Consider the following 25,632-nt stretch of genomic DNA (forward strand, 5'->3'; position numbering starts at 1 on the left):
CGCCCCGGCCGACCGGACCCCTCATTCAGGCCGCAGCGAGGGTAGCGGGGCTAGGGTTCGCGGCGTCGACGCATGCGTTGCACGCCCCGACCGCCCCGCAACGGGCCAGGCGCGTCCCGCGCCGGCCCGGCGCCGGTTTCACTTGTCAGGAGTCCACCATGAAGATCCGCTCGCTGTTGCTGCCCGCCGTCATCGCCGCCGCCCTGACCGTACTGATCGCGCCCGCCGCGTTCGCCCAGCAGGACCCGCAGGCCGACAAGAAGGCCGAAGACGCCAAGAAGGCCGAGGACGCGAAGAAGGCCGAGGCTAAGAAGAAGGCCGACGCCGAGAAGAAGAAGTCCGGCGACCGCGGCGTGGAGCCGGAGGAAGAGGGCGACAAGTAAGTCGGCTGCGCCGGTTTATCATTCGTGTGCCAAAAGCCCCGGTCCGCCGGGGCTTTTTTGTGCCTATCGATCAAAGTCTCGCCAGGATGCATTTAGATCATCAGCTGGTAAGGCCGCGGAAAGCGGAGGCCAGGTAGCCGATAACACCGCTTCGGGTGGATTCATGCGCTACTTTGCGCGCGTAGTCTCGATCCTTGGTCCACGGCAATGGGGCCGGACTAATATCGTCGCTGCCGGTGCCTGAGCCGGACATCGATTCAAGGGGCGATGAATGAAACGGATATTGTTCGCGGCGATGCGCGTCGTTGGCGGTTTGTGCCTGCAGATGGTTGGACTGCTGTGCGCGTTTCAGGTTTTGACGTTGGGTGGAGAGTTCGATCAGGTTGAGTTTGGCTTTGTGCTGCTGTTTTTCGTGATCGTAAGTCTGGCCGGCGTAATCGGTGGAGTCATCGGTCGCTTATACGTCCTGCCGCCGACGCTGCTGCTGTTCTGGTTAGTCTGGGCCGCTTTCATCAGTCTCGATCAATGGCCTGAAATAAAGCTGGGTGAAGAAACCTACATGGATGGCGTGGTCGAACGTCTGCTGCAAATCGTGATTTCCAGCGCCGCCCTGGTTGGCGGCATCTTCGCTGGCGAGCGATGGGCGCGGCGCTTGTGGCCCGCCTCTCGCGTCGAAGCAAAGCTTGAGTGAGGGGCATCGTGGGGCAGACAGGTCGCGGGTGTGCCGATCGATCGGTTTCGCCACGCCGGCCAGTCGCGACGGTTGATGGAAATCGCGATGGCGCCGAATTCTCCGGTCAGCGCTCTTCCTGCGGCCTAATGATCGTATGCGGCGACGGTTGATACTGGAGTTATCAAGACAGACGTAATGTCCTTCGGCGCTGCGCAAACCGAACATCTCATCGTGATTGGAGCGGGCGCGATCGAAGCCGTTTTCGCGACGAGCTGCAATCCCGCGACGCCTTGTACCTGGACGGCACGGTGTCAGTCTGTATGCGCCGCAGTTGCGCAGGGAGGACGCGCGCGCCAGGCTGGGTCCGATGTTCGGCGTGATCGAATAGCGCGATCGGGTAGATAATCGCTTCAGTCGATTCCGAAGCGAATGGAGGCGTCATGGATCCGTACAACGCGAACGCAGTGAGGAACGCGGCGAAATCAGCCGTGGTATTGGACAGAACCATGGTGACCACGGCGATGGAACTGCCCGGATACCGGGTCGTGCGCAGTCTCGGCATGGTCCGCGGCATCGTCGTGCGTTCGCGCTCGATCGTGGGCAATTTTCTCGGCGGCATCCAGACCCTGTTCGGCGGCAACATCACCATTTATACCGAGCTGTGCGAACAGGCTCGGTCCGACACCTATCGCGACATGGTCAAGCACGCCGGCGAGATGGGCGCCAATGCCATCGTCTGCGTTCGTTACGACGCCACCGAGCTGATGGCCGGGCTCACCGAGGTGCTGTGCTACGGCACGGCGGTGGTCGTCGAGCGCGGTGGCGGCGATTGAGCCGATGCGCGCCATCGCTGGTTTCGATGGCGATCCCGGGTTGCCGCTTTGGGCGCAGGGCAATGCGCCTGCGCATCGTTATATTCGGTAACCCGTGCGGCACTTAGCGCCAGACTTGTCCGAGGGCAGCGGTCGATGAGAAGCCAGATCCGCTTCGTGATGAACGCCGAGGACGAGCGCGCGTTCGCCGCGCAGATATTGTCCGATCCAGGCATCGAGTTGATCGACGGGCCGCGTTGGTCCTCGTCCGAGCCTGTCGCGCATCGGACGTTCGAGTCGCTGACCGACTACTACTGCATCGTCTGGCCACGCTCGCAGGTCCCCACCTTGAGCGCCCGTCCGCTCGACAACGGCGAGTGGTATTGCGATTCGCAGGCGCAGACCCTGCAGTGGCTGCGTTCGCGTTCGCTGCCGGGGCTGCTGACCGAAGGCAGGCTGGCGATTGGGTCTTCGCCGGAACTGGCGGGCGCGGCGCAATTGGAGCGGCGTTACCGGGCCTGGTCGCGCTGGCTCAAGGCGGCTTATCGCAATCGCCAGTTGTGTTGGCGAAACCCGACGCTGCCGATGCTGCCGGCCGCTCCCGGGCGTTCGGCCAATCCCGGCGAGCCCGACCCGCAGATCTGGGTAGGCCCCGGAGCGCTGGATTGGCTGCGGGCGGACCTCAGCCGCCGGGTCAAGGCGTTTCCCGCGGCCGCGGTCGAAGGGGTGCTGGTCGAATAAGCCGCCGTTCCCGCGAGCGGTTTTCGCCGCGCTCGGGCCAAATTCGCGCAAATCCTCGCCGTTGAAGGCTTTGCCGGGGTCTTGGGGTTGAAGCGCCGCTGTCAAGCAGTCGCGGCTTCACGAGCGAGCCTGTAAACTACGGCTTTCCAGCGGCAGCAAAATCCATGACTCCCCTGATTTTCGTCACCGGCGGCGTGGTGTCCTCCTTGGGCAAGGGCATCGCAGCGGCCTCGTTGGCGGCCATCCTCGAAGCGCGCGGCCTGCGCGTGACGATGATGAAGCTCGACCCCTACATCAACGTCGATCCGGGCACCATGAGCCCGTTCCAGCACGGCGAGGTCTACGTCACCGACGACGGCGCCGAGACCGACCTGGACCTGGGCCACTACGAGCGCTACCTGCGCACGCGCCTGAGCCGCAAGAATTCGATCACCACCGGCCGGATCTACGAGAACGTGATCCGCAAGGAGCGCCGCGGCGATTACCTCGGCGGCACCGTGCAGGTGATTCCGCACATCACCGACGAGATCAAGCGTCTGATCGTCGAGGCCACCGAAGGCTTCGACGTGGCCCTGGTCGAGGTCGGCGGCACGGTCGGCGACATCGAGTCGCTGCCGTTCCTCGAAGCGATCCGCCAGCTGCGCACCGAGCGCGGCCCCGAGTTCGCCTTGTTCATGCACCTCACCCTGGTGCCGTACATCGCCGCGGCCGGCGAGCTCAAGACCAAGCCGACCCAGCACTCGGTCAAGGAACTGCGCTCCATCGGTATCCAACCCGATGTGCTGCTGTGCCGCAGCGAGCAACCGCTGCCCGACAGCGACCGCCGCAAGATCGCCTTGTTCACCAACGTGCCGGAAAAAGCCGTCATTTCGGCGGTCGATCTGGACAATATCTACAAGCTGCCGCAGTGGTTCCACGAGCAGGGCCTCGACGCCATCGTGCTCGACCGCCTGCGTATCCAGTGCGGCCCGGCCGAACTGTCGGAGTGGAACGAAGTCGTCGACGCCAGCGAGCATCCGGTCGACGAAGTCACCATCGCCGTGGTCGGCAAGTACATCGACCATCAGGACGCGTATAAGTCGCTGTCCGAGGCGCTCAAGCACGGCGGCCTGCGCCAGCGCACCAAGGTCAAGCTTAAGTGGCTCGAATCCAGCGAGATCGAGCGCGACGGCGTGGAATCGCTCAAGGGCGTCGACGGCATCCTGGTGCCGGGCGGCTTCGGCGATCGCGGCTTCGAAGGCAAGGTCAGCACGGCGAAATACGCGCGCGAAAACAAGATCCCGTACTTCGGCATCTGCTACGGCATGCAGGCGGCGGTGGTCGATTACGCGCGCCATGTGGTCGGGCTGGACAACGCCAACAGCTCCGAGAACGACAAGCACAGCCCGCACCCGGTGATCGGCCTGATCACCGAATGGCGCACCGCCACCGGCGAAGTCGAGCGCCGCACCGAAACCAGCGACCTCGGCGGCACCATGCGCCTGGGCCTGCAGGACCAGCGGATCAAGCCCGGCACCCTGGCCCGCGAGCTGTACGGCAAGGACGTGGTCGGCGAGCGTCATCGTCACCGCTACGAATTCAACAACCGCTACCGCACCCAGCTGGAAGACGCCGGCCTGATCATCTCGGCCAAGTCGATGGACGATCTGCTGGTGGAAATGGTCGAACTGCCGCGCACCGCGCATCCGTGGTACCTGGCCTGCCAGGCGCATCCGGAATTCCTGTCGACCCCGCGCGATGGCCACCCGTTGTTCATCGGCTTCGTGCGCGCCGCGCGCGAGGCCAAGGCCGGCGGCAAGCTGCTCAAGGAAGTCCGGGGATGACCCCGGCCGCGCAGGCCGCGCCCGCCCGCTCCACGGCGCTGAAGCTCGGCGCCTGGCTGGCGGCGGCCTGCCTGGCGCTGCCGCTGTTGAGCGCGGTGCTGTATCACCAGTGGCAGCAAACCACCGGAGCGGGCGATGCCTACGCGATGATGGCGATGTGGTTCCTGATCGGCACTGTGGTGATCGAAGTGCCTCTGTTGCTGATCACCGTGGTCGTGCTGGTGATCGCAGCGGTAAACCATCGACGCAGTCGCCGCAGCGCCATGTTGGCGCCCGGATCGGCAGCGTGATCCAGCCCCCTGAGCGGCCCCCTGTTCAATTGGAAACACACCATGAAACTCTGCGGTTTTGACGTCGGCCTGGATCAACCGTTCTTCCTGATCGCCGGCCCGTGCGTGATCGAATCGATGCAGTTGCAGCTCGATGTCGCCGGCCAGCTCAAGGAGATCACCTCCGCGCTCGGCATCCCTTTCATCTTCAAGTCCAGCTTCGACAAGGCCAACCGCACCTCGGCGACGAGTTTTCGCGGTCCCGGCGTGGAGGAGGGGCTCAAGGTGCTGGCCGAGGTCAAGCGCCAGATCGGCGTGCCGGTGCTGACCGACGTGCATGAATACACGCCGCTGGCCGAGGTTGCCTCGGTGGTGGATGTGCTGCAGACCCCGGCGTTCCTGTGCCGGCAGACCGATTTCATCCAGAACGTGGCGCGCGCCGGCAAGCCGGTCAACATCAAGAAGGGCCAGTTCCTGTCGCCCTGGGAGATGAAGCACGTCACCGCTAAGGCGCAAGCCGTCGGCAACGAGCAGATCATGGCCTGCGAACGCGGCGCCAGCTTCGGCTACAACAATCTGGTTTCCGACATGCGTTCGCTGTCGGTGATGCGCGACACCGGCTGCCCGGTGGTGTTCGACGCGACCCATTCGGTGCAGTTGCCCGGCGGCATGGACGGCAAGTCCGGCGGCCAGCGCGAGTTCGTGCCGGTGCTGGCGCGCGCGGCGATCGCGGTCGGCGTCTCGGGCGTGTTCATGGAAACCCATCCGCGCCCCGAGGAAGCCCTGTCCGACGGCCCTAACGCGGTGCCGCTGCCGAAGATGCGCGGCCTGCTGGAGACCCTGGTCGAACTGGACCGGATCACCAAGAAGAACGGGTTCCTGGAACAGGATTTCTGATGACGCGCGGCTGGGGAGTCGGGGTGTCGCGGGCACTCGCGCTTTTTGCGGGCCTGAGTCTGAGCTGCGGCGCGGCCATGGCCTGCAGTACGACGTATCGGCAGCCGGCTGCGGTCGAGGTGGCCAATACCGCCGCATGGATCCTCATCGCCCATGTCGAAACGGTCCACCCGCTGACCCAGGAGCAGGACGAGTTGGCGTTGCGCATCATGACCGGCAACGTGCCCATGAACGTGAGCTTCGCCTTGCCGACGCAATTGGCCGATGCCACCTTGACGCGCGCCCTCAAGGGCGCGGGATCCGGCGCGAACGCGGCCGCCGCGCCTCTCGTATTGCACAGCGGCGTCAGCAACTGCGACTTCCCGCTCAGCGCCGGCGCCGACTACCTGATCCTGGCCAACCCGCCGAAAACTGCGAACGACGGCATACGCCCCTTGGCCGGTTCGTTCAAACTCGACGACACTGCGGCCAGCCGGGCCAAGCTCGCCGACCTGCAAACCCATCTTTCCACTCAGACCTCCTCGACCCCATGACCTCGATCACCCAGATCCACGCCCGCGAAATCCTCGACAGCCGAGGCAACCCGACCCTGGAAGCCGAGGTCACCCTGGCCGACGGCAGCTTCGGCCGGGCCCTGGTCCCGTCCGGCGCGTCCACCGGCAGCAAGGAAGCCGTGGAACTGCGCGACGGCGACAAGACCCGCTACCTCGGCAAGGGCGTGCGCAAGGCGGTGGAGAACGTCAACACCACCATCGCCCAGGCGCTCAAGGGCCTGGACGCGACCGATCAGGCCGGCCTCGACCGCCGCATGATCGATCTGGACGGCACCGAGAACAAAGGCCGCCTGGGCGCGAACGCGCTGCTGGGGGTTTCGCTGGCCAACGCCCACGCCGTGGCCGCGTCGAAGAAGCTGCCGCTGTGGAAGTACCTGGCCGGCGACCGCCAGGCAGTGCTGCCGGTGCCGATGATGAACATCATCAACGGCGGCGCGCATGCCGATAACAATGTCGACCTGCAGGAATTCATGATCCTGCCGGTCGGCGTGCCGAACTTCGCCGAAGCGCTGCGCGCCGGCGCCGAGGTGTTCCACGCGCTCAAGTCGGTGCTCAAGGGCCGCGGCCTGAGCACCGCGGTCGGCGACGAGGGCGGCTTCGCGCCGGACTTGCGCAGTAATGAAGAAGCGCTGGAAACCATTCTCGAGGCGATCGGCAAGGCCGGTTACAAGGCCGGCGAAGACATCCTGCTGGGCCTGGACGTGGCCTCCACCGAGTTCTTCGATAACGGCAAGTACCACCTGGTCGGCGAAGGCAAGCGTCTGACCAGCGAGCAGTTCGTCGACTTCCTCGCCGGCTGGGCCGCGCAGTACCCGATCATCACCATCGAAGACGGCATGGCCGAGGACGATTGGAGCGGCTGGAAGCTGCTGACCGACAAGCTCGGCAACAAGGTGCAGCTGGTCGGCGACGACCTGTTCGTGACCAACCCGAAGATCTTCGCCGAGGGCATCGACAAGGGCGTGGCCAATGCGATCCTGATCAAGGTCAACCAGATCGGCACCCTGACCGAAACCCTGGAAGCCATCGCCATGGCCGACCGCGCCAAGTACGCGGCGGTGATCTCGCATCGCTCCGGCGAAACCGAGGACACCACCATCGCCGACCTCTCGGTCGCGACCACCGCGACCCAGATCAAGACCGGCTCGCTGTGCCGCAGCGATCGCGTGGCCAAGTACAACCAGTTGCTGCGCATCGAGGAAGCGCTCGGCGCGGGCGCGCGCTACGCCGGCCGCGACGCGTTCGTGTCGTTGCGTCGCTGAGCGCGGCCGGGTCCGCCACGATGAGCGAGAAGACGGGTAGGGGCTGGCTCGGCGTGCTGGTACTGGCGCTGCTGGGCCTGCTCGCCTTCCTGCAGTACCGCTTGTGGTGGGCCAGCGGCAACGGCGGCGGCGTGTCGGCGTTGCAGGCCCAGGTCGACGGGCAGGTCCGCGAAAACCAGGGATTGCAGCAGCGCAACGATGCGCTCGCGGCCGAAGTCGAGGACCTCAAGTCCGGCGAAGCCGCGGTCGAGGAACGCGCGCGCAGCGAGCTGGGCATGATCAGGCCGGGCGAGACCTTCTATCGCGTGGTCGAAGCGCGGCCGTCGGCGCCCGGTCCCAACGCGGCGGCGGCGGTCAGCGCGGTCCAGAACGGTCCGGTGCAGGACGTGCCCGATGCGGACGCCGAGCCGGGCCTGGAAGAGCAGGTCGATGAACCGCCGACCGAACTGCCGCCGGCCGCGCCCGAACCTCACCCCGCGCCGGCTCCCGCGCATTGATCCGATCGATGCCGCCCGCGCTCGGGCGGTTCGATCCGATCAAGGCGGACCGAGCATGATCTTCTGGAGCGCCGCATGATCTGGGCCGTGATTCCCGCCGCCGGCAGCGGCCGGCGCTTCGGCGGGCCAACCCCGAAGCAATACCTGCAGGCGGCCGGCAAGCCGCTGATCGAACACGCCCTGAGCGCGTTGCTGTCGCATCCGCGCATCGCCGGGGCGATGGTCGCGTTGTCGGCCGACGACGAACGCTGGCCGGGCTGGACCCAGTTGTGCGGCAAACCGGTGCTGCGTTGCGTCGGCGGCGGCGAACGCGCCGATTCGGTGCTGGCCGCCTTGCGCGCCTTGCCGGCGCAGGTCGACGAGCACGCGCTGGTGCTGGTGCATGACGCGGCGCGGCCCAACCTGCGCGGCGAGGATATCGACCGGCTGATCGCCGCGGCCGAGTCGGGCGCCGACGGCGCGGACGGTGCGGTTCTGGGCGCACCGCTGCGCGACACCCTCAAGCGCGCCGAGTCCGGCCGCATCGCGAGGACCGAACCGCGCGACGGCCTATGGCGCGCGTTCACCCCGCAGGCGTTCGCGCGCGGCGCGCTGACCGCGGCGCTGAACGACGCGGCGGCGCAAGGCGTGATCGTGACCGACGAAGCTTCGGCGATGGAGCGTGTCGGCGCGAAGCCGGTGCTGGTCGAGGGGCGCGAGGATAATTTGAAGGTGACGACGCCGGCGGATCTGGTGTTGGCGGAGTTTTTGTTGAGGGCTGGGCGGGGGTGATTGGTGGGGTGTTGAGAGAAGTGATGCTTGGTTTGCTGGTTTGCTTGTTTGATGATCGAACGCCGAACGCCAACGTTGAATGTTGAATGTTGAATGTTGAATGTTGAATGTTGAATGTCGAATGTCGAATGTCGAATGTCGAATGTCGAATGCTCGACAAGTCGACAGTTTGAAAAACCGATAGATCGGCACTTTGCTTTGCCGATGGATCATTTGGGTGTTGCGCCGTTGGCATTTCCGTCTCAGAGACTTCAGCGCGTTCCAACCAGCCCGTCATTCCCGCGAAGGCGGGAATCCAGAGACTTCAGCACCATGCCTCCAGGTCGTCATTCCCGCGAACGCGGGAATCCAGCGACTTTCGTGCGAGAACGTTTGAAGTCACTGGATTCCCGCCTTCGCGGGAATGACGATAGGTGAGTACGCTGTTCCCAATCCCCAATCCCCAATCCCACCCCAGAGACCCCAACCATGCGCATAGGCCAAGGCTACGACGTCCACGCATTCGGCGACGGCGACCACGTCATGCTCGGCGGCGTGCGGGTGCCGCACGATCGCGGCGTGCTGGCGCATTCCGACGGCGACGTGGTCCTGCACGCGCTGTGCGATGCGATGCTCGGCGCGCTCGCGCTCGGCGACATCGGCCAGCACTTTCCGCCCAGCGACGAACGCTGGCGCGGCGCCGACAGCCGTACGTTCCTGCGTCACTGCAACAGCTTGATCGGCGAACGCGGCTATCGCCTCGGCAATGCCGACATCACCGTGGTCTGCGAGCGGCCGAAGGTCGGCCCGCATGCGCTGGCGATGCGCGAGGCGATCGCGGCCGATCTGGGCGTCGAGGTCGATGCGATCAGCGTCAAGGCCACCACCTCGGAACAATTGGGATTCACCGGCCGCCGCGAAGGCATCGCGGCGATGGCGGTATGTCTGCTGCTGCGCGCCTGAGCGCGCCGCGTCGCGAATAACGCCGCGCGATTACGCTACTTCACTGCAATACGCTTCCACGGATCAGCACGACTTGAATTTCCCCGACCAAACCTCGCACGACCCCTCGCACGACGCGTCGACCATCAACATCGAAGCGACGTCCGCGCCCGAGCACAGCCTGCCGCGCGCCCACGGCGCGCCCGCGCTGCGCGCGCGCATCCGCAACGCGCCCGAGGATTTCCGGGTCGAGGAACTGCCCGGTTTCGCCGCCAGCGGCAGCGGCGAGCATCTGCTGCTGACCATCGAAAAGCGCGGCATGAACACCGCGTTCGCGGCCAAGCGGCTGGCGGCCTGGGCCGGCATCGGCGAGGTCGGCATCGGCTATGCCGGGATGAAGGACCGCCACGCGGTCACCGTGCAGCGTTTCAGCGTGCATCTGCCCAAGCGCGTCGCGCCCGATCTGGCCTTGCTGGAAAGCGACGACCTGCGCGTGCTCGAACACCAGTGGCATGCGAAGAAACTGCCGCGCGGCGCGCTGGCCGGCAATCGCTTCGTGTTGACCCTGCGCAACGTCGAAGGCGAGCGCGAGGCGATCGAAGCGCGACTGGCGCAGATCGCCGCGCACGGTGTGCCCAACTATTTCGGCGAACAACGTTTCGGCCGCGGCGGCGACAACGTCGCCAATGCGCTGGCGATGTTCGCCGGCCGCCGCATGGGCCGCGAGCAGCGCAGCATGCTGCTGTCGGCGGCGCGTTCGGAATTGTTCAATCGGGTGCTGGCCGCGCGCGTCAACGACCGCAGTTGGAGCGGTCTGCGCGAGGGCGCGCCGCTGGCCGGCGAGGTCTGGGCGCTGGCTGGCAGCCGCAGCGTGTTCGGTCCGGAGCCGTGGAACGACACCTTGGCCCAGCGTCTGGCCGAATTCGACCTGCACCCCAGCGGCCCGTTGTGGGGCCGCGGTGAACTGCGCAGCCAGGACGAAGTGCGCGAACTGGAGCTGTCGGCCCTGCACGGCGAACAGGCGGTGGCCCTGCGCACCGGCCTGGAACTGGCCGGTCTGGATCAGGAGCGCCGCGCGCTGCGGCTGCGCCCGGACGCACCGGCGTGGCGCTGGCTCGAGGACGATGTGCTGGAAGTCGGCTTCGCCTTGCCGGCCGGCGCCTACGCGACCGTGGTCCTGGCCGAACTGGGCGAGATCGAATCCGGCGCCCACGCCTAGCCAAAGCGCAAATCCCGAACCACGAATTCCTGATCCCGGCCTCAAACCCGACCGCTCGTCGGGTGGTATCGGCCGGCACTGGATCACGGTTTCAGCGGGCGTATAAGCCAAGTAACAGTCGGCAGGGGCCGGCTGCCGCCCGGCTCCGGTTTCGGGACCGGGTTCCATGCACGTCAGGGAGCCCAGGTCATGAACGCTCTATCGCGTATTGCCGTCCTGTCGTTGTCCGTTCTGGGGTTGGCCGCTTGCGCCGGCACCCAGGCCCGCAGCAGCTATGTCGAACCCGCCAGCGTCGCCCCGCAGGCCTCTTCGGAAATGAGCCGCGACGATCGCTACATCGCCACGGTCGAGCGCATCGCCCGGCGCCGCGGCATCGGCGTGGTGTGGATCAATCCGCCCAATCGCGAACGCGCCGTGGCGCAGCAGGTCGAATAAGCGCGATCGCCGCGCCGCTCAGCGCCGCCGCTGCGGCGGCGCGAGCAACACCAGCACCGCGCCGGTGCCGCCCTGCGCGGGCGGCGCGGAGTGGAAGGCGAGGATGTCCGCGCGCTGGCGCAGCATCCGGTCGACCAGATTCTTGAGCACCGGCAAACCGCGGCTGTCCACATAGTCGCTGCCGCCGTTGCGGCCCTTGCCGTGGATCACCCGCACGCAGCCCAGACCGTGTTCGCGCGCGTCGTTGAGGAAGGCGCGCAGCAGCGCTTCGGCTTCGCGCGCCGGGCTGCCGTGCAGGTCGAGTTCCTCTTGCGCCGAGATCTCGCCGCGGCGCAGGCGCGCGAACACCCGCGGCGGCAATTCGTCGCGGCGATAACTCAGCGCGTCGCCGGCCTCGAGCAGACTCTCGTCGAGGGCGTGACGGAATTCCTCGCGCGCCAGGGCTTCGTCGCGTTCGGCCATGCGCGCGCGCGGCCGCGGCTTGGGCGCGGTCGGCGGCAGGACCGCATCGGGCAGGCGGCGGACCTCGCCGATCGCGGCGCGGAACAGGGCCGCGTCGTCGCTGTCGTCGTCGGGGCGGTCGGGCGGGGGCGTCATGGCCACAGGATAGTCGGCGCGGGGCCGTGGTGCAGGCAACGGGCGGGTCATCGGGCCGCGTCGTCGAAACCGGGCCATCGAACCCAGCGCGATCAGACGCCGCGCCATTAAAAGCCCCGGCCCTTCCTTGGGACTTGCGGACCGTCGGTATCGGGCCGGCACCGGGGAAAACTGCTGCCGCGGAGTCGGTCGGCAAGTCCCCTCGCGCAAGCGCGCATGCCTCGACGTGTACCGCGGTGCGAAGTTGAACATGGCGCACGCGGCACCGATGCGGCGCCTGTAAGAACTGACAGGCGCATGCACGAGCGGGCAGGGCAGTGCGAACGCGCCGCATCGCCGATGAGGCCAACGCGCCGCGAGTACGCAGGCTTAAGGCGAAAGCTTGATGTGCTTTGGATAACGCATCGGCCGAGCGATCCTTCTGGATACGGCTCGGACCGGTCAGTCCTGACGCAGGCCATCGTCAGTTATCGACGAAACGGCAGATTCGGCAAAGTGTCGATTGATCGTGTAACCCGGACATCAAGCGCGGCGCGGAGCGCGCCGTCACCGCCTCACAGCAGGATCAACCCCAGCGCCACCGCGCGCGCGCAGGCCGCGCGCCGGCCCTTGACGCCCAATTTGCGCGAGACCTGCTGCAGATGGAAATTCACCGTGCGCTCGCTGATGCGCAGGATCATCGAGATCTCCCACGAGGTCTTGCCGACCGCCGACCAGCGCAGCACTTCGCACTCGCGCTCGCTCAGGCGCGGTGCGCTGCGCGGCCGCCGCAGCAGGCGATCGATCGCGGCGTGCATGCAGCTGACGAAATACACCGACTCGCCGATCAGCGGGATCAGCTCGCGCGGATCGAGCACGGCCTTGTGGGTGAAGGTGGTGAAAGCCCAATGGGTCGACGGCGACCAGCTCGGCACGGTGATGCCGCCGTGCAGGCCGAATTCGCCGGCCTGGATCAGGGTCTTGCGGGTGCGCTGGGCCAGCGAGGCGCCGGGCGGTTCGTAGTTGGTGCGGCCGCGCGAATTCCAGGCCGCCGCCGGAAAACCTTCGCGCGACATCACGATGCGAGGATCGGTCTGCTCGGCCTGCGGCGTGAACAGGCGCGGATAGGTCTTGGACCAGTCGCTGTCGAAATCCTCGAAGAACAGGAAGTCCGCGCCGCCGCTCAGCGGTTCGCGCAGTTTCGTCGCATAGCCGTGATGCTCGAAGCCGATGGCCTTGGTATACGCCGCGGTGAACGACTTCACCTCGTCCATCGTGTTGGCGCGCATCACGCGATCGATATGATCCCAATACTCCATGCCGTGCTGTGTACCTGCGTCCCGGCGGTCGTGGGCTCATCATAACGCCGCTCGGCCGCCGCGTGCGGCGCGGGGGCGCCGGCCATATCGGGTATCATCTGGGGCTGGTTTGCCAGCTTTTTACTTGCGGAGTCTCATGCGCGTATTGGTCTCCAACGACGACGGTGTCGACGCCCCCGGCATTCGCATCCTCGCCCAGGGCCTGCGCGACGCCGGTCACGAAGTGCTGGTGGTCGCGCCCGACCGCGACCGCTCCGGCGCGAGCAATTCGCTGACCCTGGACATGCCGGTGCGCGTGAGCAAGCTCGACGACAGCACCTGGCGCGTCTACGGCACGCCGACCGACTGCGTGCATGTGGCGATCACCGGCATGCTCGAGATCGAGCCCGACATCGTCGTGTCCGGCATCAACAACACCGCCAACATGGGCGACGACGTGATCTATTCGGGCACCGTCGCCGCGGCGATGGAAGGCCGCTTCCTCGGCCTGCCCGCGGTCGCGGTGTCGCTGGCGACCGCCGATCACGTCGGCCATCACTACGAAAGCGCCGCGCGCGCGGCGGTCGAGATCATCGCCCGCCTGCGCACCGACCCGTTGCCGGCCGACACCATCCTCAACGTCAACGTGCCCGATCTGCCGTGGAGCGAGATCGCCGGGTTCGAAGTCAGCCGCCTGGGCAATCGCCATCGCGCCGAAGCCTGCGTGCAGCAACAAGATCCGCGTGGCCGCCAGTGGTGGTGGATCGGCGCGGCCGGCGCCGAGGCCGACGCCGGCCCGGGCACCGATTTCAACGCGGTGCGCACCGGCAATATCTCGATCACCCCGATCCATGTCGATCTGACCCGTTATCAGGCCCTGGAGCAGGTCGCCAGTTGGGTCGGCGGCCTGGCCAGCGCGCTCGATGACGCGGTGGCTGTTGTAACTCCGGACGCGGAGCGCTCGCAATGATCCAGCGCATGCGTCTGCAGCCCGAGGCGATCGGCAGCGGGCTGACCTCGCAGCGGGTCCGCGACCGCCTGGTCGAGCGCCTGCGCGAATCGGGCCTGCGCGACGAGCGCGTGCTCAACGCGATCCGCACCGTGCCGCGGCATCTGTTCGTCGACGAAGCGTTGGCGATGCGCGCCTACGAAGACACCGCGCTGCCGATCGGCCACGGCCAGACCATTTCGCAGCCGTGGGTGGTGGCCAAGATGACCGAGGCCCTGCTTGAGGACGGCATTCCCGGCAAGGTGCTGGAAATCGGCACCGGTTCGGGTTATCAGGCCGCGATCCTGGCCGCGCTGGGCCTGGAAGTGCATACCGTCGAACGCATCGGCGAACTGCTGCGTACCGCGCGCAAGCGCTTTCGCCAATTGGGCTTGAACGTGCGCAGCAAGCACGACGACGGCCGCATCGGCTGGCCCGAGAACGGCCCGTTCGACGCGATCATCGTCACCGCCGCGGCGCCGGCGCTGGTCGACGCGCTCACCGACCAGCTCGCGCCCAACGGCACCCTGATCGCGCCGGTCGGCGCGGCTTCGTCGCAGTCGCTGCTCAAGCTGCGCAAGGACGCCGACGGCACCATCAGCCAACACACGCTCGCGCCGGTGGTCTTCGTGCCGCTGCTGTCGGGCATGATCGACTGAACACGATTCGCGACAGAGGCACGATTTGAAGATCTTCGGACCGCTCTACGAGCGCACCATCACCTGGGCCCGGCACAAGCACGCGCCGGCCTACCTCACCGGCCTGAGCTTCATCGAGGCGATCATCTTCCCGGTGATGCCGGAGGTGATGCTCGCGCCGATGAGCGTCGCTCAGCCGCGGCGTGCGTTCTGGTTCGCGACCTTGAGCCTGATCGGCTCGATGGCCGGCGCGCTGGTCGGTTATGCGCTGGGCCATTACGCGTTCGAAGCGCTCAAGCCGGTGTTCGCCTCGCTGGGCATGCTGACCAGCATCGAAGCGGGCATCGCCACGGTCCAGGCCAAGATGGTCGAGTCGCCGTGGGCGGTGTTCACCTTCCTGGTGCTCGGCGGCTTCATGCCGATTCCGATGAAGGTGTTCACCTGGGCGTCGGGCATCGTCGGCGTGCCTATGCTGCAATACATCCCGAGCATGTTGATCGGCCGCGGCAAGCGTGTGTACCTGCTGGCGCTGGCGATCCGCATCGGCGGCGAACGCGCCGAGCAGGCGTTGCGGCGCTACATCGAGCCGATCGGCTGGATCGCCACCTTGATCGTGGCCGGCGCGATCGCCTGGCTGGTGTGGCGTTCACAGCAATAAGCCGCGCCTGCCGCCAGACTGTTCGCGACGGCTGCATCTAATTCAGGATTTAACCCGAGGCGATCGGCGCGACGATCGACGCGGCACGAGGACAGGCATGACCCATACGACCCGAACCCCGACCCTGGCGATGGCCGCTTGCGTGCTGGCCGCGCTCGCCCTGATCGGTTGTTCGAGCACGGTCGTGCGCGAGCCCTCGCGCGGCGGCCACAGCCGTCCGGGCTCGTCGGCGCGTCCCGGCGGCTCGCGTCCGTCCACCCCGTCGCAGCCGGCGTCCAAGCCCAAGTACGGCGCCACCTACACCGTGCAGCGCGGCGAAGGCCTGTATCGCATCGCCGCCAACAACGGCATCCAGCTGGCCGACCTGGCCGCCTGGAACAACCTGTCGCCGCCGTACAATCTGTACCCGGGGCAGCGCCTGCGCCTGTATCCGTCCAACGGCAGCCGCCCACCATCGTCTTCGGGTTCGTCCTCGGCCGGCACCACACCGCCGCGCACCAGTACGCCCGCGCCGACGCCGGCCGCGCCGATCAACAGCGGCATCCGCTGGCGCTGGCCCGCCGACGGCCCGCTGCTGGGTCGCTACGTCGCCAACGAACCGACCAAGCAGGGCGTCGACATCGGCGGCGCCAGCGGCACCCCGGTGCGCGCCGCGGCCGATGGCGTGGTCGTGTATTCGGGCACCGGCCTGGTCGGCTACGGCGAACTGATCATCGTCAAGCACAACGAACAATGGCTGTCGGCCTACGGCCACAACCGCAAGCGCCTGGTAAACGAAGGCCAGTTGGTCAAGTCCGGCGAGCAGATCGCCGAGATGGGCCGCAGCGGCGCCGCGCGCGACATGCTGCACTTCGAAGTGCGCTACAACGCCAAGCCGGTCGATCCGTTGTTGTACCTGCCGGCGAAGTGACCGATCGCACCCGCCGTCGCGGCGGGGCGCCGGGCGAGCCGATGGATTTCGCGACTTTGAAAGCGGCCTGGCCATGGACCGACATCGTCGACTGTCCGGGCCGGTTCGTGCTCAAGCATGCCGATCCCGCGCTGATGCCCGCGGACCTGCTCGGTTCCGATATCCCCGTGTCCGAACACCGCAGCGCCTTGGCGCGCGACGTGGTCCTCGTCGCGTGGCTGACCGATGGCGGCCTGATTTCCTATCGACGGGCCGATGGCGGCTGGCTGCATACGCTCAATACGCCCGAAGGCATGGCGCGAAAACTGTCGCAGTTGGGTCTAGCGCCGCCTCAAGCGCCGACGCGGATCGTTGCCGCGTCGGTTCTTTGACGGTACGCCGCGGCGCGATGTTGGAGTGCGGAAGCATCCGCCAGCGTGCGGTGAGCCGGATCGGTGCAGAATAAGCCGGCGAAACAGCCTGAAGGATCAGCATGTCGACATCGCCGCGTGAAGCCCAGATCGAGCCACTGCCGGATTCGCTCGAAGATGGCGATGAGCTTCAATGGGACGTCGCGGACGGCAGCGATGCCATATCGGGGCAAATTCAGAGCCGGCCACTCAACCCGCACGACCGGGTGGTGTTGGCGTCCATGCGCGAAGGCTGCGATGGAATTATCGGCTTTCTGGGCGCGATGGCTCTGATCATCGCGATCTGCTTAGGTCTGAGCGGGATTTACACCCTCGATGTGGGTGCGATCGCGGCCGTCGCGTCGGTCGTCGTCTGCCTTCTGGCCGCGGTGGGTTTCCTGCTGTCGAAAGAGGACGGCAAGCTGCAGTCCGATCTGAATGCCGGCATCAAATTGATCGTCTCCGGCCGCATCGTCCGCATGGACTCCGAAGAGACCAGCGGTCCAGGCTTCCTCACCGTGGCCGTCGACGAGACGCCCGCCCGACAGATCAAGTTCTTCGTGGAAAAACGCTTGTACCTGCAGGTCAAGCCGGACGACCTCGTGCGCATCGCCTATGTCCCGCTCAGCAAGACGATCCTTCAGTTGAGGACCGGGCATTGCCGCTATGGCCGGCGTCCAGATCCAGACAAGGTCCGGGCGGGCACCTCGGCATGACGGCATCGTCCGACGAAAGCAAGACGCAGCCGCTGAGCCAGGACGAGATCGCTCGCCTGGATGCCCTCAAATCCAACGGAGCGTTGGGTGCGATAGCGATCGTCGTGATCACGCTGTTGATGGTGTGGATGACATGGGAGCGTTACGGCGCTTTCTTGAGCGCGGTGGCCGTAGTCCTTGGCTTGGCACTGGCGGCGTTGACGGCGCTGGGCAGCTGGGCCACCAACGCGAACCTTCAGGCCGATATGGACGGCGGCATCAAGCGGCTCGCCGTGGCGACGGTGGCGAAAGTAACTCACGACGGCGAGCGATCGCGCTACCGCATCGAGCTGCGAACCGAGGAAACGCCGCCGTGCTCGCTCGAATTCGACCCACCGGCCCTCGTGTTTTTCGAGGTTGAATACGGCGAGCAAGTCCGGGTCGCCTATGCGCCGGCCAGCAAGACCGTCATCAGCGTCGTCGCGGTGGGATGCGAGTACGATTTCGCCGCGCCGGACGTGGCTCTGCAGGCCGCGTTGGCGCCCGCGAGCTCGGCCGATTCGCGTTTGCAACAACGCAGGGCGCAGCGTGATGCGGCGCGTGCACTGCGTCGGAAAACCTTGTCCGCGCCCTCGGATCCCGATCTCCAGCAGGCGTCTGCAGCGCTTCGCGCGGAAGAGCCCGCGGCGAGCAGCGAAGACACGCCGCGGCGCCAGACCGGATCGCTCAACGAACACGAGCGGAAGATCTTGACCGCGAGGCGGACGAGTGGCTGCGGAATGATCGCTTCGTTGGGCGTCGTGGGCCTGGTTTTCGCGGCGGTGCTGATGTTGGCCGGCGTGAAGGACATGGGCGCAGGCGCGATCTCGGTCGTTGCGGTCGCCGCTCTAGTGGCGGTGGCCCTGATGGTGTTCATCACATCGAACGAGGACGACAAGATGCAATCCGATCTCGACACGGGGATCAAGCTCAGCGTCCGCGGCCGCATCAGCCACATGCGGACCGAGAGTTCCGAAGGCGGCAGTCCTTATTGCTTCATCACGGTGACGGTCGATGAGTCGCCGCCGCGGACGATCGTGTTCCTGGTGGAAAGTCGCTTGTTTCATGCGTTGCTGCCGGAGGATGCGGTGCGCATCGTCTACGCGCCAGTCAGCAAGACCATTCTGCATCTGCGGACCGACTCGTACAGCTACTCGTTGCGCCAGAAATCGGATTGACCGCGGTCGGCGGTGCTTGCTTGTTCGCGACGATGGGTGCGTGCGTCGACTGGATGCTTCCACCGCACATCGGCGTCGGCGCGCGGCCCGGATGCCGAGGTCGTGGATACCCGAGTGGCTTACGCCGACTGCGAGGTGGTTAAGTGTAGTCGTGGCCCCAGATGCGGAACCTGGCGGTGTCGATGTGCAGATGGTGCGCATCGTAAAACCCGAGGTCGACGTCGCTCGCCGGGCCGTAGCGATGTCAGAACACGCACAGCGACAAAAGCCGCGTCGGGACGAATCGAATGTTCAGGGCCTTATCGCCGAGATGGGCCGCAGCGGCGCGGCGCGCGACATGCTGCATTTCGAAGTGCGCTACAACGCCAAGCCGGTCGATCCGTTGCTGTATTTGCCAGCGAAATGAGCCGTTCGGGCGATGAGCGGTGGGCGAAGCCTGTGCGCGATGGTGTGCGCCCAGGCTGGCTTCAATCCGCCTTCGATTGTCGGCCCGATGTTTCGGCTACGGTATTGGATGACGGCTAGGTGGATGCGCCGTGCCTTTCGGCGGCGATGTATCGGTAATCGCCGTCGATCAAGTCGAGCAGGTGGCGGCCGTGCGGCGAGTAGGCGATGCGGACCCGGTCGCCTTTCTCGATGGCCTCGTAACAAGTCGAGGAAATCGTGGAAACGATCAGTCTTGCCGGATCGGGATCGATCGCGATTTCGACATGATAGATCGATCGCCCGGAGTCGGGGTCCTCGCGTATCCGCATCGCATGCACGCGGCCGTCGCGCCAAAGCTTGATGCCGTCGGCTACATCTGCGCGCAGTGTCCGTTGATCGCGATTGATCCACCGTGCCACCCATAGCCCAATCAGCGACAGCATGCCGAAGCAGAGCAGCCACCCTCCACGGTCCAAGTCCGGCGCAGCCATCACGATGACAGTTACGCCGAGGGTGATCGCCGCCAAGCCGCCGATCAGGGGCGCTGCAGTCGATGTTTTCGAACGCAGATAATCCAGCTCGCGCGAGTCCAGCGGCGCACTATCGATTTCGTAGGCACTGCAGGTTGCGGTCAAGTCGAGCCCTCGATGCAATTCACGGTCGTCCACTGCGATGTGATCGTAGCGCTATCGGCGCGCAGTCGCATTCTCGTAATTTACGGTCAGCGCCAAACGGGCCGCTTAAATGCTCACCCGCCCAGCACGAACCCCGCGACCACTTTGCGGCCTTCGCCGGCCAGCACGTTGAAAGTGCGCGCGGCGGCCGAATTGGTCATGGTTTCCAGGCCGACCCCGCGGCGCAGGCAGGCGGCCAGGGTCGCGGCGGGCGGGAATGCCTGGGTGGCGCCGCCGCCGAGCACGATCAACTCCGGCTCCAGCGCGAACAGCGGTTCCAGGTCGTCGATCGTCAGGGTGCGCACGTCGCTCACCGCCCAATCCTCGATCAACTGGTTCGGGGCGAGGACGAAACTGCGCTGCAGCCGCCGGTCGTTGACCAGCGCGACCTGGCCGTCGGCCCCGCGCAGGAAGAATTCGTGGTCGGGGCGTTCCAGGGTCAGTTGCATGGGGCGGAGATTCGGGATTTGGGATTCGGGATTGGGAAAAGCAGGGCGGAAGCCGGTTTTAGCTGGCTGTACGGAGTTCAGGCTTTTGCCAAATCCCGAATCCCTGATTCCGAATCCCGGCCGTCAGGACCGCGGTAACACGATCTGGCGCTTTTCCTTGCTCGGGCGGTACAGCACGGCGGTGTGGCCGATCCGCTGGACCAGGGCCGAGCCGGTCCGTTCAGCTATGTCGGCGATCATGGCGTCGCGGACCTCGCGGTCGTCGGCGCCGACCTTGACCTTGATCAGCTCGTGGTGCTCGAGCGCATGGTCGATTTCGGCCAGCAGCGCATCGGTAATGCCCTTGCCGCCGACCTGCAGCATGGCCTTGAGGTCGTGGGCCTGTCCGCGCAGGAAACGGGTCTGGGCGGAGGTCAACAGGGTGGGCATCGGGTCACACGTACTAAGCGTAAAGGGCGCTCAGGGTATCATGGCGTCCCTAACCCCCACCGGGACGGCCGCCCGCTCATGGCGACCCGAAGCAAATCCAGCCAGCGCTGGCTCAAGGAACACCACTCCGACCCCTTCGTGAAGAAGGCCAAGGCCGAAGGTCTGCGCTCGCGCGCGGCCTACAAACTCGAGGAACTGGTCGAACGCGACCGCCTGCTCAAGCCCGGGATGATCGTGGTCGACCTGGGCGCCGCCCCGGGCGGCTGGTCGCAATGGCTGCGCAGCGAGCTGGACCGGCTGAACGCGCGCCAGCCCGGGCGGGTCATCGCCCTGGACATCCTCGACATGCCCAGCCTGGCCGGGGTCGAGTTCATCCTCGGCGATTTCCGCGAAGACGAGGTCCTGGCCCAACTGGAGGCCAGCGTGGGCGGGCAGCCGGTGGACCTTGTTCTGTCCGACATGGCCCCCAATATGAGCGGTGTGGACGCGGTGGACCTGCCGCGAGCGATGCACCTTTCGGAGCTGGCGATGGATTTCGCCGACCGGCACCTGAAGGTCGAGGGCACGTTCCTGATCAAGCTGTTCCAGGGCGTGGGCTTCGACGATTTCGTGCGCGAACTGCGCCGTCGCTACGCCAAGGTCTCGATCCGCAAGCCGGCGGCGTCGCGCAAGCGCTCGCCGGAGGTGTACGCGCTGGCGCAGGGCAAGAAGGCGGCGATGACCTGATCCATGACGATCGGGTGATTGCGCCGAGGGTCTGACCGGCCGAATCTCGGCAGGTGCGCGGCGTGGCTGTATGGCAATCTGGGCGTTACCGCCGGCGCACAAGGCGCCGGAGGACACGAGACTTCCCACTTCGGGTGGGGTCGCAGGGTAGGAAATACATGAACGATTTGGCCAAGAATCTGCTGCTCTGGGTGATCGTCGCCGTCGTATTGATGGTGGTGTTCCAGGCGTTCGGTCCGCGTACCGCGGGCTCGGAAGTGCTCGCCTACGACCAGTTCATCAACCAGGTCCAGACCGACCGCATCAAGGAGGTCAAGATCTCCGATGACGGCACGACGATCACCGGCAAGCGCAAGGACGACAGCACGTTCACGACCTACAGCACGCGCGACCCGTACCTGATCAACGACCTGATCAACCATAAGGTCGTCACCGAGCAGACCCCGCCGTCGAGCAGCCCCTCGCTGATCATGATCCTGATCAACGTGCTGCCGTGGCTGCTGTTCATCGGTATCTGGGTCTATTTCATGCGCCAGATGCAGCAGGGCGGCAGCAAGGGCGCGATGAGCTTCGGCCGTTCGCGGGCCAAGCTGCAGGGCGAGGACCAGGTCAAGGTGACCCTGGCCGACGTCGCCGGCTGCGACGAGGCGAAGGAAGAAGTCGGCGAGCTCGTCGAGTTCCTGCGCGACCCGTCCAAGTTCCAGAAGCTCGGCGGCAAGATTCCGCGCGGCGTGCTGATGGTCGGCCCGCCCGGCACCGGCAAGACCCTGCTGGCCCGCGCCATCGCCGGCGAGGCCAAGGTGCCGTTCTTCTCGATCTCCGGTTCGGACTTCGTCGAAATGTTCGTCGGCGTCGGCGCCAGCCGCGTGCGCGACATGTTCGAGCAGGCCAAGAAGCACGCGCCGTGCATCATCTTCATCGACGAAATCGACGCGGTCGGCCGTCATCGCGGCGCCGGCCTGGGCGGCGGTCACGACGAGCGCGAGCAGACCCTCAACCAGTTGCTGGTCGAGATGGACGGTTTCGAAGGCGGCGAAGGCGTGATCGTGATCGCCGCGACCAACCGTCCCGACGTGCTCGACCCGGCGCTGCTGCGTCCGGGCCGTTTCGACCGCCAGGTCGTGGTCGGCCTGCCCGACGTGAAGGGCCGCGAGCAGATCCTGCGCGTGCACATGCGCAAGCTGCCGCTGGCCGACGACGTCGAGCCGATGACCATCGCCCGCGGCACCCCGGGTTTCTCCGGCGCCGACCTGGCCAACTTGTGCAACGAGGCGGCCTTGTTCGCCGCGCGCGAGAACGGCAAGGAAGTGCGCATGGAGCACTTCGACAAGGCCCGCGACAAGATCCTGATGGGCGCCGAGCGCCGTTCGATGGCGATGAGCGAGGACGAGAAGAAGCTCACCGCGTATCACGAAGCCGGCCATGCCATCGTCGGCCGCGTCGTGCCCGAGCACGACCCGGTCTACAAGGTCACCATCATTCCGCGCGGCCGCGCCCTGGGTGTCACGATGTACCTGCCGGAAGGCGACAAGTACTCGATGAACCGCGTGGCGATCGAATCGCAGCTGTGCTCGCTGTACGGCGGCCGGGTCGCCGAGGAGCTGATCTTCGGCGTCGACAAGGTCACCACCGGCGCGTCCAACGACATCGAGCGCGCGACCAAGATGGCCCGCAACATGGTCACCAAGTGGGGCCTGAGCGACGAGATGGGGCCGATCGCTTACGGCGAAGAAGAAGACGAAGTCTTCCTCGGCCGTTCGGTCACCCAGCACAAGAACGTGTCCAACGAGACCGCGCGCAAGATTGACGAAGTGGTGCGCGGCATTCTCGACAAGGCCTACGGCCGCACCTCGGAAATCCTCAAGGACAACCTGGACAAGCTGCACGTGATGGCCGAGGCGCTGCTGCAGTACGAGACCATCGACGCGACCCAGATCGACGCGATCATGGCCGGCCGCGAGCCGGGTCCGCCGGCCGACTGGGCCAAGTCGGGCCGGGTGTCCAAGGACGATAACCGTCCGGGCGCGATCGGCGGGCCCGCGGCGCAGACCTAACCGAAGTTGCGTTCAACGCGTTCCAACAAAACGCCGGGCACCCCCCGGCGTTTTTGTTTTTCCACGCCGCCGTTTCCCCATTCCCCCCTGTAGGAGCGGCGCAAGCCGCGACCACGCCACACACTCAACGACGCGGGCGCGAAGTCCGCCTGTAGAACGAGAGCTTCCGCCGCACATGGCCGGCTGGCACCCCGCGACTTGCGCCGCTGCCACAAGAGCCCAGCCCGCCCCACGCCAAGCGGTTAGCATTCGGGATCTCCACGTCCCCCGGAACCGCCCATGTTCGACCTAGCCCCGACCCTGGACTGCAACGGCCGCCGCCTGCTGCTCGATCGCCCGCGCGTGCTCGGCATCGTCAACGTCACGCCCGATTCGTTCTCCGACGGCGGCGCGCACGACACCACCGACGCCGCGGTCGCGCACGGCCTCAGGCTGGCCGAAGAGGGCGCCGATGCGCTCGACATCGGCGGCGAATCCACCCGTCCCGGCGCCGACGAGGTGCCGCTCGAAGAAGAACTGCGCCGCACCATCCCGGTGATCGAACGCCTCGCGCGCGAAACCGCGCTGCCGATCAGCATCGACACCTCCAAGCCCGAGGTCATGCGCGCCGCGGTCGACGCCGGCGCCAGCATGATCAACGACGTCTACGCCCTGCGCCGCGACGGCGCGCTCGACATGGCCGCGTCGCTGCGCGTCCCGGTGGTGCTCATGCACATGCAGGGCGAGCCGCGTTCGATGCAGCACGAGCCGAGCTACGACGACGTGGTGTCCGAAGTGCACCGCTTCCTGGCCGAGCGCATCTTCGCCGCCGAGATGGCCGGCATCGACAAGAAGCGCATCGTGGTCGATCCCGGATTCGGTTTCGGCAAGACCCTGCAGCACAACCTGACTTTGCTCGCGCAGCTCGAACGCTACGCCGAACTCGGCGTGCCGGTGCTGGCCGGGCTCTCGCGCAAACGCAGCATCGGCCAGATCACCGGCCGCGACGATCCGCGCGACCGCGTAGCGGGCTCGGTGGCCGCGCACCTGATCGCGGCCCAGCGCGGCGCCAGGCTGCTGCGCGTGCACGACGTCGCCGCGACCGTCGACGCGCTCAAGGTGTGGGCCGCCGTGGCCGAACAACAAACGCCCAAGCGCGCCGCAACGCCTTCGATGCCGAAGTGGCCGGACGACGAATAAGCCGGCGTCGGGAATGCTCGGGCTTGTCGCCGATGAGGTAGGCCACGGTGGTCGCTCCACGCGTGGAGGCGCGCGTCGATGCGCGTGGCTAAAAATTAGCCAATATTGCGCATGCCTTGCGGCGTAACGCGTGGAACCCGATTCGAGGCGTATGTCCGCAGGCTTGTCCACAGGCGTTGTGGACATAGCGTCGGCCCGACGAGCGTTGCCCGTCGGATTCGAACATCGCCTTGCTTGCATGCAGCCGCGAAACTTTGAGTGACCCCTGTAGGAGCGGCGCGAGCCGCGACCGCGACATCGCACCTGCGTCGCGGGCATAGTTCGCGGCCGTGGCTTTTGCCGCTCCTGCAGGGATATACGAAACGCTTGACTGTCTTGACGGAATTTGGGTTGCGACCCGATATCTGCGAGTGATCAAAATTTAGCCAAACTTGTCCGGCCCTTGCCCCGCAAGGCGTGAAACCCGATTGCAAGGTGTGTATCCGCAGGTTTGCCCACANAGTAGTTGTCGGACGAGATGCGCTCATCCTTTGCCTCACGCGTATCCGCGAAAACCCGAGTGCTCCCTGTAGTAGCGGCGCAAGCCGCGACCTCGCATCTACCTCGCGGGCATGGTTCGCGGCCGCGGCTTGCGCCGCTCCTACAGGGAGGTACGAAACGCTTGACTGTGCTGACGAAATTTGGACTACGGCCCGATATCGGCGAGTGATCAAAATTTAGCCAAACTTATTCGACCCTTGCCCTGCAAGGCGTGAAACCCGATTGCAAGGTGTGTATCCGCAGGTTTGCCCACAGGCAATGTGGACATTGCGATGCCCTGACGCCGGTAGCTGTCGGACGAGACGCGCCCAGCCTTTGCCTCACACCTATCCGCGAAAACCCGAGTGCTCCCTGTAGGGGCGGCGTAAGCCGCGACCGCGACCTCGCATCTACGTCGCGGGCATGGTTCGCGGCTGCGGCTTGCGCCGCTCCTACAGGGATGTACGAAACGCTTGACTGTGCTGACGAAATTTGGGTTGCGGCCCGATATTGGCGAGTGATTAAAATTTAGCCAAACTTATTCAGCCCT

The 25,632-nt window shown here is 66.1% G+C and carries 29 protein-coding genes and 1 pseudogene; 25 read left to right on the forward strand and 5 right to left on the reverse strand.

All coding sequences use genetic code 11. From position 1 onward, the window contains the following. The first annotated feature begins 158 nt into the window (after window positions 1-158). From ASD86_RS13055 to ASD86_RS13120, 14 genes and pseudogenes are all read left to right on the forward strand, one after another. Entirely contained in the window at window positions 159-383 is a 225-nt protein-coding gene (locus tag ASD86_RS13055) for a hypothetical protein (protein ID WP_046657466.1), read from the forward strand. A gap of 271 nt (window positions 384-654) precedes the next feature. After that, window positions 655-1,074 carry a hypothetical protein gene (locus ASD86_RS13060; RefSeq protein ID WP_056111075.1) on the forward strand — a complete coding sequence of 140 codons (420 nt, stop codon included), beginning with the start codon at window positions 655-657 and terminating at the stop codon, window positions 1,072-1,074. Between the two features lie 488 nt (window positions 1,075-1,562). After that, a complete protein-coding gene (locus tag ASD86_RS13065; protein WP_255357289.1) occupies window positions 1,563-1,889 on the forward strand; it encodes a YbjQ family protein in 327 nt (108 codons plus the stop codon). A 135-nt stretch (window positions 1,890-2,024) separates the two neighbouring features. Beyond that, window positions 2,025-2,609, forward strand: coding sequence for a hypothetical protein (locus ASD86_RS13070; protein ID WP_157476585.1), 585 nt, complete (start codon window positions 2,025-2,027; stop codon window positions 2,607-2,609). A gap of 164 nt (window positions 2,610-2,773) precedes the next feature. Then, the gene (locus ASD86_RS13075) at window positions 2,774-4,432 is read left to right on the forward strand and encodes a CTP synthase (RefSeq protein ID WP_056111081.1); all 1,659 of its coding nucleotides are present in this window, start codon (window positions 2,774-2,776) and stop codon (window positions 4,430-4,432) included. Then, on the forward strand, window positions 4,429-4,722 hold the full coding sequence (locus ASD86_RS13080) for a hypothetical protein (RefSeq protein WP_056111082.1): 294 nt from the start codon (window positions 4,429-4,431) through the stop codon (window positions 4,720-4,722). The genes ASD86_RS13075 and ASD86_RS13080 overlap by 4 nt, the downstream gene beginning before the upstream one ends. 42 nt (window positions 4,723-4,764) lie before the next feature. Then, window positions 4,765-5,598, forward strand: coding sequence for a 3-deoxy-8-phosphooctulonate synthase (kdsA, locus tag ASD86_RS13085; RefSeq protein WP_046657456.1), 834 nt, complete (start codon window positions 4,765-4,767; stop codon window positions 5,596-5,598). Then, window positions 5,598-6,131, forward strand: a complete 534-nt coding sequence (locus tag ASD86_RS13090; RefSeq protein ID WP_056111086.1) for a hypothetical protein — start codon at window positions 5,598-5,600, stop codon at window positions 6,129-6,131. Before kdsA ends, ASD86_RS13090 begins: the two co-directional genes overlap by 1 nt. Further along, window positions 6,128-7,414, forward strand: a complete 1,287-nt coding sequence (gene eno / locus ASD86_RS13095) for a phosphopyruvate hydratase (protein ID WP_056111088.1) — start codon at window positions 6,128-6,130, stop codon at window positions 7,412-7,414. Before ASD86_RS13090 ends, eno begins: the two co-directional genes overlap by 4 nt. A 20-nt stretch (window positions 7,415-7,434) precedes the next feature. Then, window positions 7,435-7,767: pseudogene (ftsB, locus tag ASD86_RS27825) on the forward strand (cell division protein FtsB); the annotation flags it as partial. Between the two features lie 219 nt (window positions 7,768-7,986). Further along, window positions 7,987-8,682, forward strand: coding sequence for a 2-C-methyl-D-erythritol 4-phosphate cytidylyltransferase (ispD, locus tag ASD86_RS13105; protein ID WP_056111090.1), 696 nt, complete (start codon window positions 7,987-7,989; stop codon window positions 8,680-8,682). Between the two features lie 468 nt (window positions 8,683-9,150). Continuing rightward, window positions 9,151-9,624: a 2-C-methyl-D-erythritol 2,4-cyclodiphosphate synthase gene (gene ispF, locus ASD86_RS13110; RefSeq protein WP_036114063.1), complete on the forward strand. Its 474-nt coding sequence runs from the start codon at window positions 9,151-9,153 to the stop codon at window positions 9,622-9,624. Between the two features lie 160 nt (window positions 9,625-9,784). Next, a complete protein-coding gene (gene truD / locus ASD86_RS13115) occupies window positions 9,785-10,822 on the forward strand; it encodes a tRNA pseudouridine(13) synthase TruD (RefSeq protein WP_056112688.1) in 1,038 nt (345 codons plus the stop codon). A gap of 189 nt (window positions 10,823-11,011) precedes the next feature. Then, window positions 11,012-11,257 carry a hypothetical protein gene (locus tag ASD86_RS13120; protein ID WP_148650462.1) on the forward strand — a complete coding sequence of 82 codons (246 nt, stop codon included), beginning with the start codon at window positions 11,012-11,014 and terminating at the stop codon, window positions 11,255-11,257. Window positions 11,258-11,275: 18 nt separating this feature from the next. Here ASD86_RS13120 and ASD86_RS13125 read toward each other — a convergent pair whose 3' ends face one another. Together ASD86_RS13125 and ASD86_RS28265 are read right to left on the reverse strand one after the other, a co-directional pair. Then, entirely contained in the window at window positions 11,276-11,854 is a 579-nt protein-coding gene (locus ASD86_RS13125; protein WP_056111095.1) for a Smr/MutS family protein, read from the reverse strand. A 554-nt stretch (window positions 11,855-12,408) separates the two neighbouring features. Continuing rightward, window positions 12,409-13,122 carry a LuxR C-terminal-related transcriptional regulator gene (locus ASD86_RS28265; protein ID WP_162253663.1) on the reverse strand — a complete coding sequence of 238 codons (714 nt, stop codon included), beginning with the start codon at window positions 13,120-13,122 and terminating at the stop codon, window positions 12,409-12,411. Window positions 13,123-13,288: 166 nt separating this feature from the next. On the opposite strand from ASD86_RS28265, the gene surE reads away from it, so the two are divergent. The 8 genes from surE to ASD86_RS26745 all read left to right on the forward strand — a co-directional run bounded on the left by surE (window position 13,289) and on the right by ASD86_RS26745 (window position 19,032). Beyond that, window positions 13,289-14,101, forward strand: a complete 813-nt coding sequence (gene surE, locus ASD86_RS13135; protein ID WP_056111099.1) for a 5'/3'-nucleotidase SurE — start codon at window positions 13,289-13,291, stop codon at window positions 14,099-14,101. Beyond that, window positions 14,098-14,778, forward strand: a complete 681-nt coding sequence (locus tag ASD86_RS13140) for a protein-L-isoaspartate(D-aspartate) O-methyltransferase (protein ID WP_036114076.1) — start codon at window positions 14,098-14,100, stop codon at window positions 14,776-14,778. Before surE ends, ASD86_RS13140 begins: the two co-directional genes overlap by 4 nt. A gap of 25 nt (window positions 14,779-14,803) precedes the next feature. After that, a complete protein-coding gene (locus ASD86_RS13145) occupies window positions 14,804-15,415 on the forward strand; it encodes a YqaA family protein (protein ID WP_056111100.1) in 612 nt (203 codons plus the stop codon). A 97-nt stretch (window positions 15,416-15,512) separates the two neighbouring features. Then, window positions 15,513-16,325 carry a peptidoglycan DD-metalloendopeptidase family protein gene (locus ASD86_RS13150; protein WP_056111102.1) on the forward strand — a complete coding sequence of 271 codons (813 nt, stop codon included), beginning with the start codon at window positions 15,513-15,515 and terminating at the stop codon, window positions 16,323-16,325. Continuing rightward, the gene (locus tag ASD86_RS13155) at window positions 16,322-16,696 is read left to right on the forward strand and encodes a hypothetical protein (RefSeq protein WP_056111104.1); all 375 of its coding nucleotides are present in this window, start codon (window positions 16,322-16,324) and stop codon (window positions 16,694-16,696) included. The genes ASD86_RS13150 and ASD86_RS13155 overlap by 4 nt, the downstream gene beginning before the upstream one ends. 101 nt (window positions 16,697-16,797) lie before the next feature. After that, complete coding sequence (locus tag ASD86_RS13160) at window positions 16,798-17,430, forward strand: hypothetical protein (RefSeq protein ID WP_056111106.1); 633 nt, start codon at window positions 16,798-16,800, stop codon at window positions 17,428-17,430. Continuing rightward, complete coding sequence (locus ASD86_RS13165) at window positions 17,427-18,626, forward strand: hypothetical protein (RefSeq protein WP_056111108.1); 1,200 nt, start codon at window positions 17,427-17,429, stop codon at window positions 18,624-18,626. Before ASD86_RS13160 ends, ASD86_RS13165 begins: the two co-directional genes overlap by 4 nt. A gap of 190 nt (window positions 18,627-18,816) precedes the next feature. Further along, a complete protein-coding gene (locus ASD86_RS26745) occupies window positions 18,817-19,032 on the forward strand; it encodes a hypothetical protein (RefSeq protein ID WP_157476587.1) in 216 nt (71 codons plus the stop codon). A gap of 115 nt (window positions 19,033-19,147) precedes the next feature. Here the strand turns inward: ASD86_RS26745 and ASD86_RS13170 are convergent, their stop codons facing one another. The 3 genes from ASD86_RS13170 to yhbY all read right to left on the reverse strand — a co-directional run bounded on the left by ASD86_RS13170 (window position 19,148) and on the right by yhbY (window position 20,604). Further along, window positions 19,148-19,720 (reverse strand): hypothetical protein, encoded by a 573-nt coding sequence (locus tag ASD86_RS13170; RefSeq protein ID WP_157476589.1) that lies wholly within the window; start codon window positions 19,718-19,720, stop codon window positions 19,148-19,150. 80 nt (window positions 19,721-19,800) lie between these two features. Further along, window positions 19,801-20,175 carry an Mth938-like domain-containing protein gene (locus ASD86_RS13175; RefSeq protein WP_056111111.1) on the reverse strand — a complete coding sequence of 125 codons (375 nt, stop codon included), beginning with the start codon at window positions 20,173-20,175 and terminating at the stop codon, window positions 19,801-19,803. Between the two features lie 123 nt (window positions 20,176-20,298). After that, window positions 20,299-20,604, reverse strand: a complete 306-nt coding sequence (gene yhbY / locus ASD86_RS13180) for a ribosome assembly RNA-binding protein YhbY (RefSeq protein ID WP_036114097.1) — start codon at window positions 20,602-20,604, stop codon at window positions 20,299-20,301. Between the two features lie 78 nt (window positions 20,605-20,682). Between yhbY and ASD86_RS13185 the strand changes: the two genes are divergently transcribed. The 3 genes from ASD86_RS13185 (at window position 20,683) to folP (ending at window position 24,563) form a co-directional block, all read left to right on the forward strand. Next, on the forward strand, window positions 20,683-21,330 hold the full coding sequence (locus ASD86_RS13185) for an SAM-dependent methyltransferase (protein WP_056111114.1): 648 nt from the start codon (window positions 20,683-20,685) through the stop codon (window positions 21,328-21,330). A gap of 158 nt (window positions 21,331-21,488) precedes the next feature. Then, window positions 21,489-23,384, forward strand: coding sequence for an ATP-dependent zinc metalloprotease FtsH (gene ftsH / locus ASD86_RS13190; protein ID WP_036114102.1), 1,896 nt, complete (start codon window positions 21,489-21,491; stop codon window positions 23,382-23,384). Between the two features lie 279 nt (window positions 23,385-23,663). Continuing rightward, on the forward strand, window positions 23,664-24,563 hold the full coding sequence (gene folP, locus ASD86_RS13195) for a dihydropteroate synthase (RefSeq protein ID WP_056111115.1): 900 nt from the start codon (window positions 23,664-23,666) through the stop codon (window positions 24,561-24,563). Window positions 24,564-25,632 lie beyond the last annotated feature (1,069 nt).

The sequence above is a fragment of the Lysobacter sp. Root690 genome, from assembly GCF_001427785.1.
GTDB lineage: Bacteria > Pseudomonadota > Gammaproteobacteria > Xanthomonadales > Xanthomonadaceae > Lysobacter.

Excerpts from the sequence above, each read along its gene's own strand:
- ASD86_RS13055 (WP_046657466.1), top strand. The coding sequence starts at position 159 with ATGAAGATCCGCTCGCTGTTGCTGCCCGCCGTCATCGCCGCCGCCCTG.
- ASD86_RS13060 (WP_056111075.1), top strand. The coding sequence starts at position 655 with ATGAAACGGATATTGTTCGCGGCGATGCGCGTCGTTGGCGGTTTGTGC.
- ASD86_RS13065 (WP_255357289.1), top strand. The coding sequence starts at position 1,563 with ATGGTGACCACGGCGATGGAACTGCCCGGATACCGGGTCGTGCGCAGT.
- ASD86_RS13070 (WP_157476585.1), top strand. The coding sequence starts at position 2,025 with ATGAGAAGCCAGATCCGCTTCGTGATGAACGCCGAGGACGAGCGCGCG.
- ASD86_RS13075 (WP_056111081.1), top strand. The coding sequence starts at position 2,774 with ATGACTCCCCTGATTTTCGTCACCGGCGGCGTGGTGTCCTCCTTGGGC.
- ASD86_RS13080 (WP_056111082.1), top strand. The coding sequence starts at position 4,429 with ATGACCCCGGCCGCGCAGGCCGCGCCCGCCCGCTCCACGGCGCTGAAG.
- kdsA (WP_046657456.1), top strand. The coding sequence starts at position 4,765 with ATGAAACTCTGCGGTTTTGACGTCGGCCTGGATCAACCGTTCTTCCTG.
- ASD86_RS13090 (WP_056111086.1), top strand. The coding sequence starts at position 5,598 with ATGACGCGCGGCTGGGGAGTCGGGGTGTCGCGGGCACTCGCGCTTTTT.
- eno (WP_056111088.1), top strand. The coding sequence starts at position 6,128 with ATGACCTCGATCACCCAGATCCACGCCCGCGAAATCCTCGACAGCCGA.
- ispD (WP_056111090.1), top strand. The coding sequence starts at position 7,987 with ATGATCTGGGCCGTGATTCCCGCCGCCGGCAGCGGCCGGCGCTTCGGC.
- ispF (WP_036114063.1), top strand. The coding sequence starts at position 9,151 with ATGCGCATAGGCCAAGGCTACGACGTCCACGCATTCGGCGACGGCGAC.
- ASD86_RS13120 (WP_148650462.1), top strand. The coding sequence starts at position 11,012 with ATGAACGCTCTATCGCGTATTGCCGTCCTGTCGTTGTCCGTTCTGGGG.
- ASD86_RS13125 (WP_056111095.1), bottom strand. The coding sequence starts at position 11,854 with ATGACGCCCCCGCCCGACCGCCCCGACGACGACAGCGACGACGCGGCC.
- ASD86_RS28265 (WP_162253663.1), bottom strand. The coding sequence starts at position 13,122 with ATGCGCGCCAACACGATGGACGAGGTGAAGTCGTTCACCGCGGCGTAT.
- surE (WP_056111099.1), top strand. The coding sequence starts at position 13,289 with ATGCGCGTATTGGTCTCCAACGACGACGGTGTCGACGCCCCCGGCATT.
- ASD86_RS13140 (WP_036114076.1), top strand. The coding sequence starts at position 14,098 with ATGATCCAGCGCATGCGTCTGCAGCCCGAGGCGATCGGCAGCGGGCTG.
- ASD86_RS13150 (WP_056111102.1), top strand. The coding sequence starts at position 15,513 with ATGACCCATACGACCCGAACCCCGACCCTGGCGATGGCCGCTTGCGTG.
- ASD86_RS13160 (WP_056111106.1), top strand. The coding sequence starts at position 16,798 with ATGTCGACATCGCCGCGTGAAGCCCAGATCGAGCCACTGCCGGATTCG.
- ASD86_RS13165 (WP_056111108.1), top strand. The coding sequence starts at position 17,427 with ATGACGGCATCGTCCGACGAAAGCAAGACGCAGCCGCTGAGCCAGGAC.
- ASD86_RS26745 (WP_157476587.1), top strand. The coding sequence starts at position 18,817 with ATGGTGCGCATCGTAAAACCCGAGGTCGACGTCGCTCGCCGGGCCGTA.
- ASD86_RS13175 (WP_056111111.1), bottom strand. The coding sequence starts at position 20,175 with ATGCAACTGACCCTGGAACGCCCCGACCACGAATTCTTCCTGCGCGGG.
- yhbY (WP_036114097.1), bottom strand. The coding sequence starts at position 20,604 with ATGCCCACCCTGTTGACCTCCGCCCAGACCCGTTTCCTGCGCGGACAG.
- ASD86_RS13185 (WP_056111114.1), top strand. The coding sequence starts at position 20,683 with ATGGCGACCCGAAGCAAATCCAGCCAGCGCTGGCTCAAGGAACACCAC.
- ftsH (WP_036114102.1), top strand. The coding sequence starts at position 21,489 with ATGAACGATTTGGCCAAGAATCTGCTGCTCTGGGTGATCGTCGCCGTC.
- folP (WP_056111115.1), top strand. The coding sequence starts at position 23,664 with ATGTTCGACCTAGCCCCGACCCTGGACTGCAACGGCCGCCGCCTGCTG.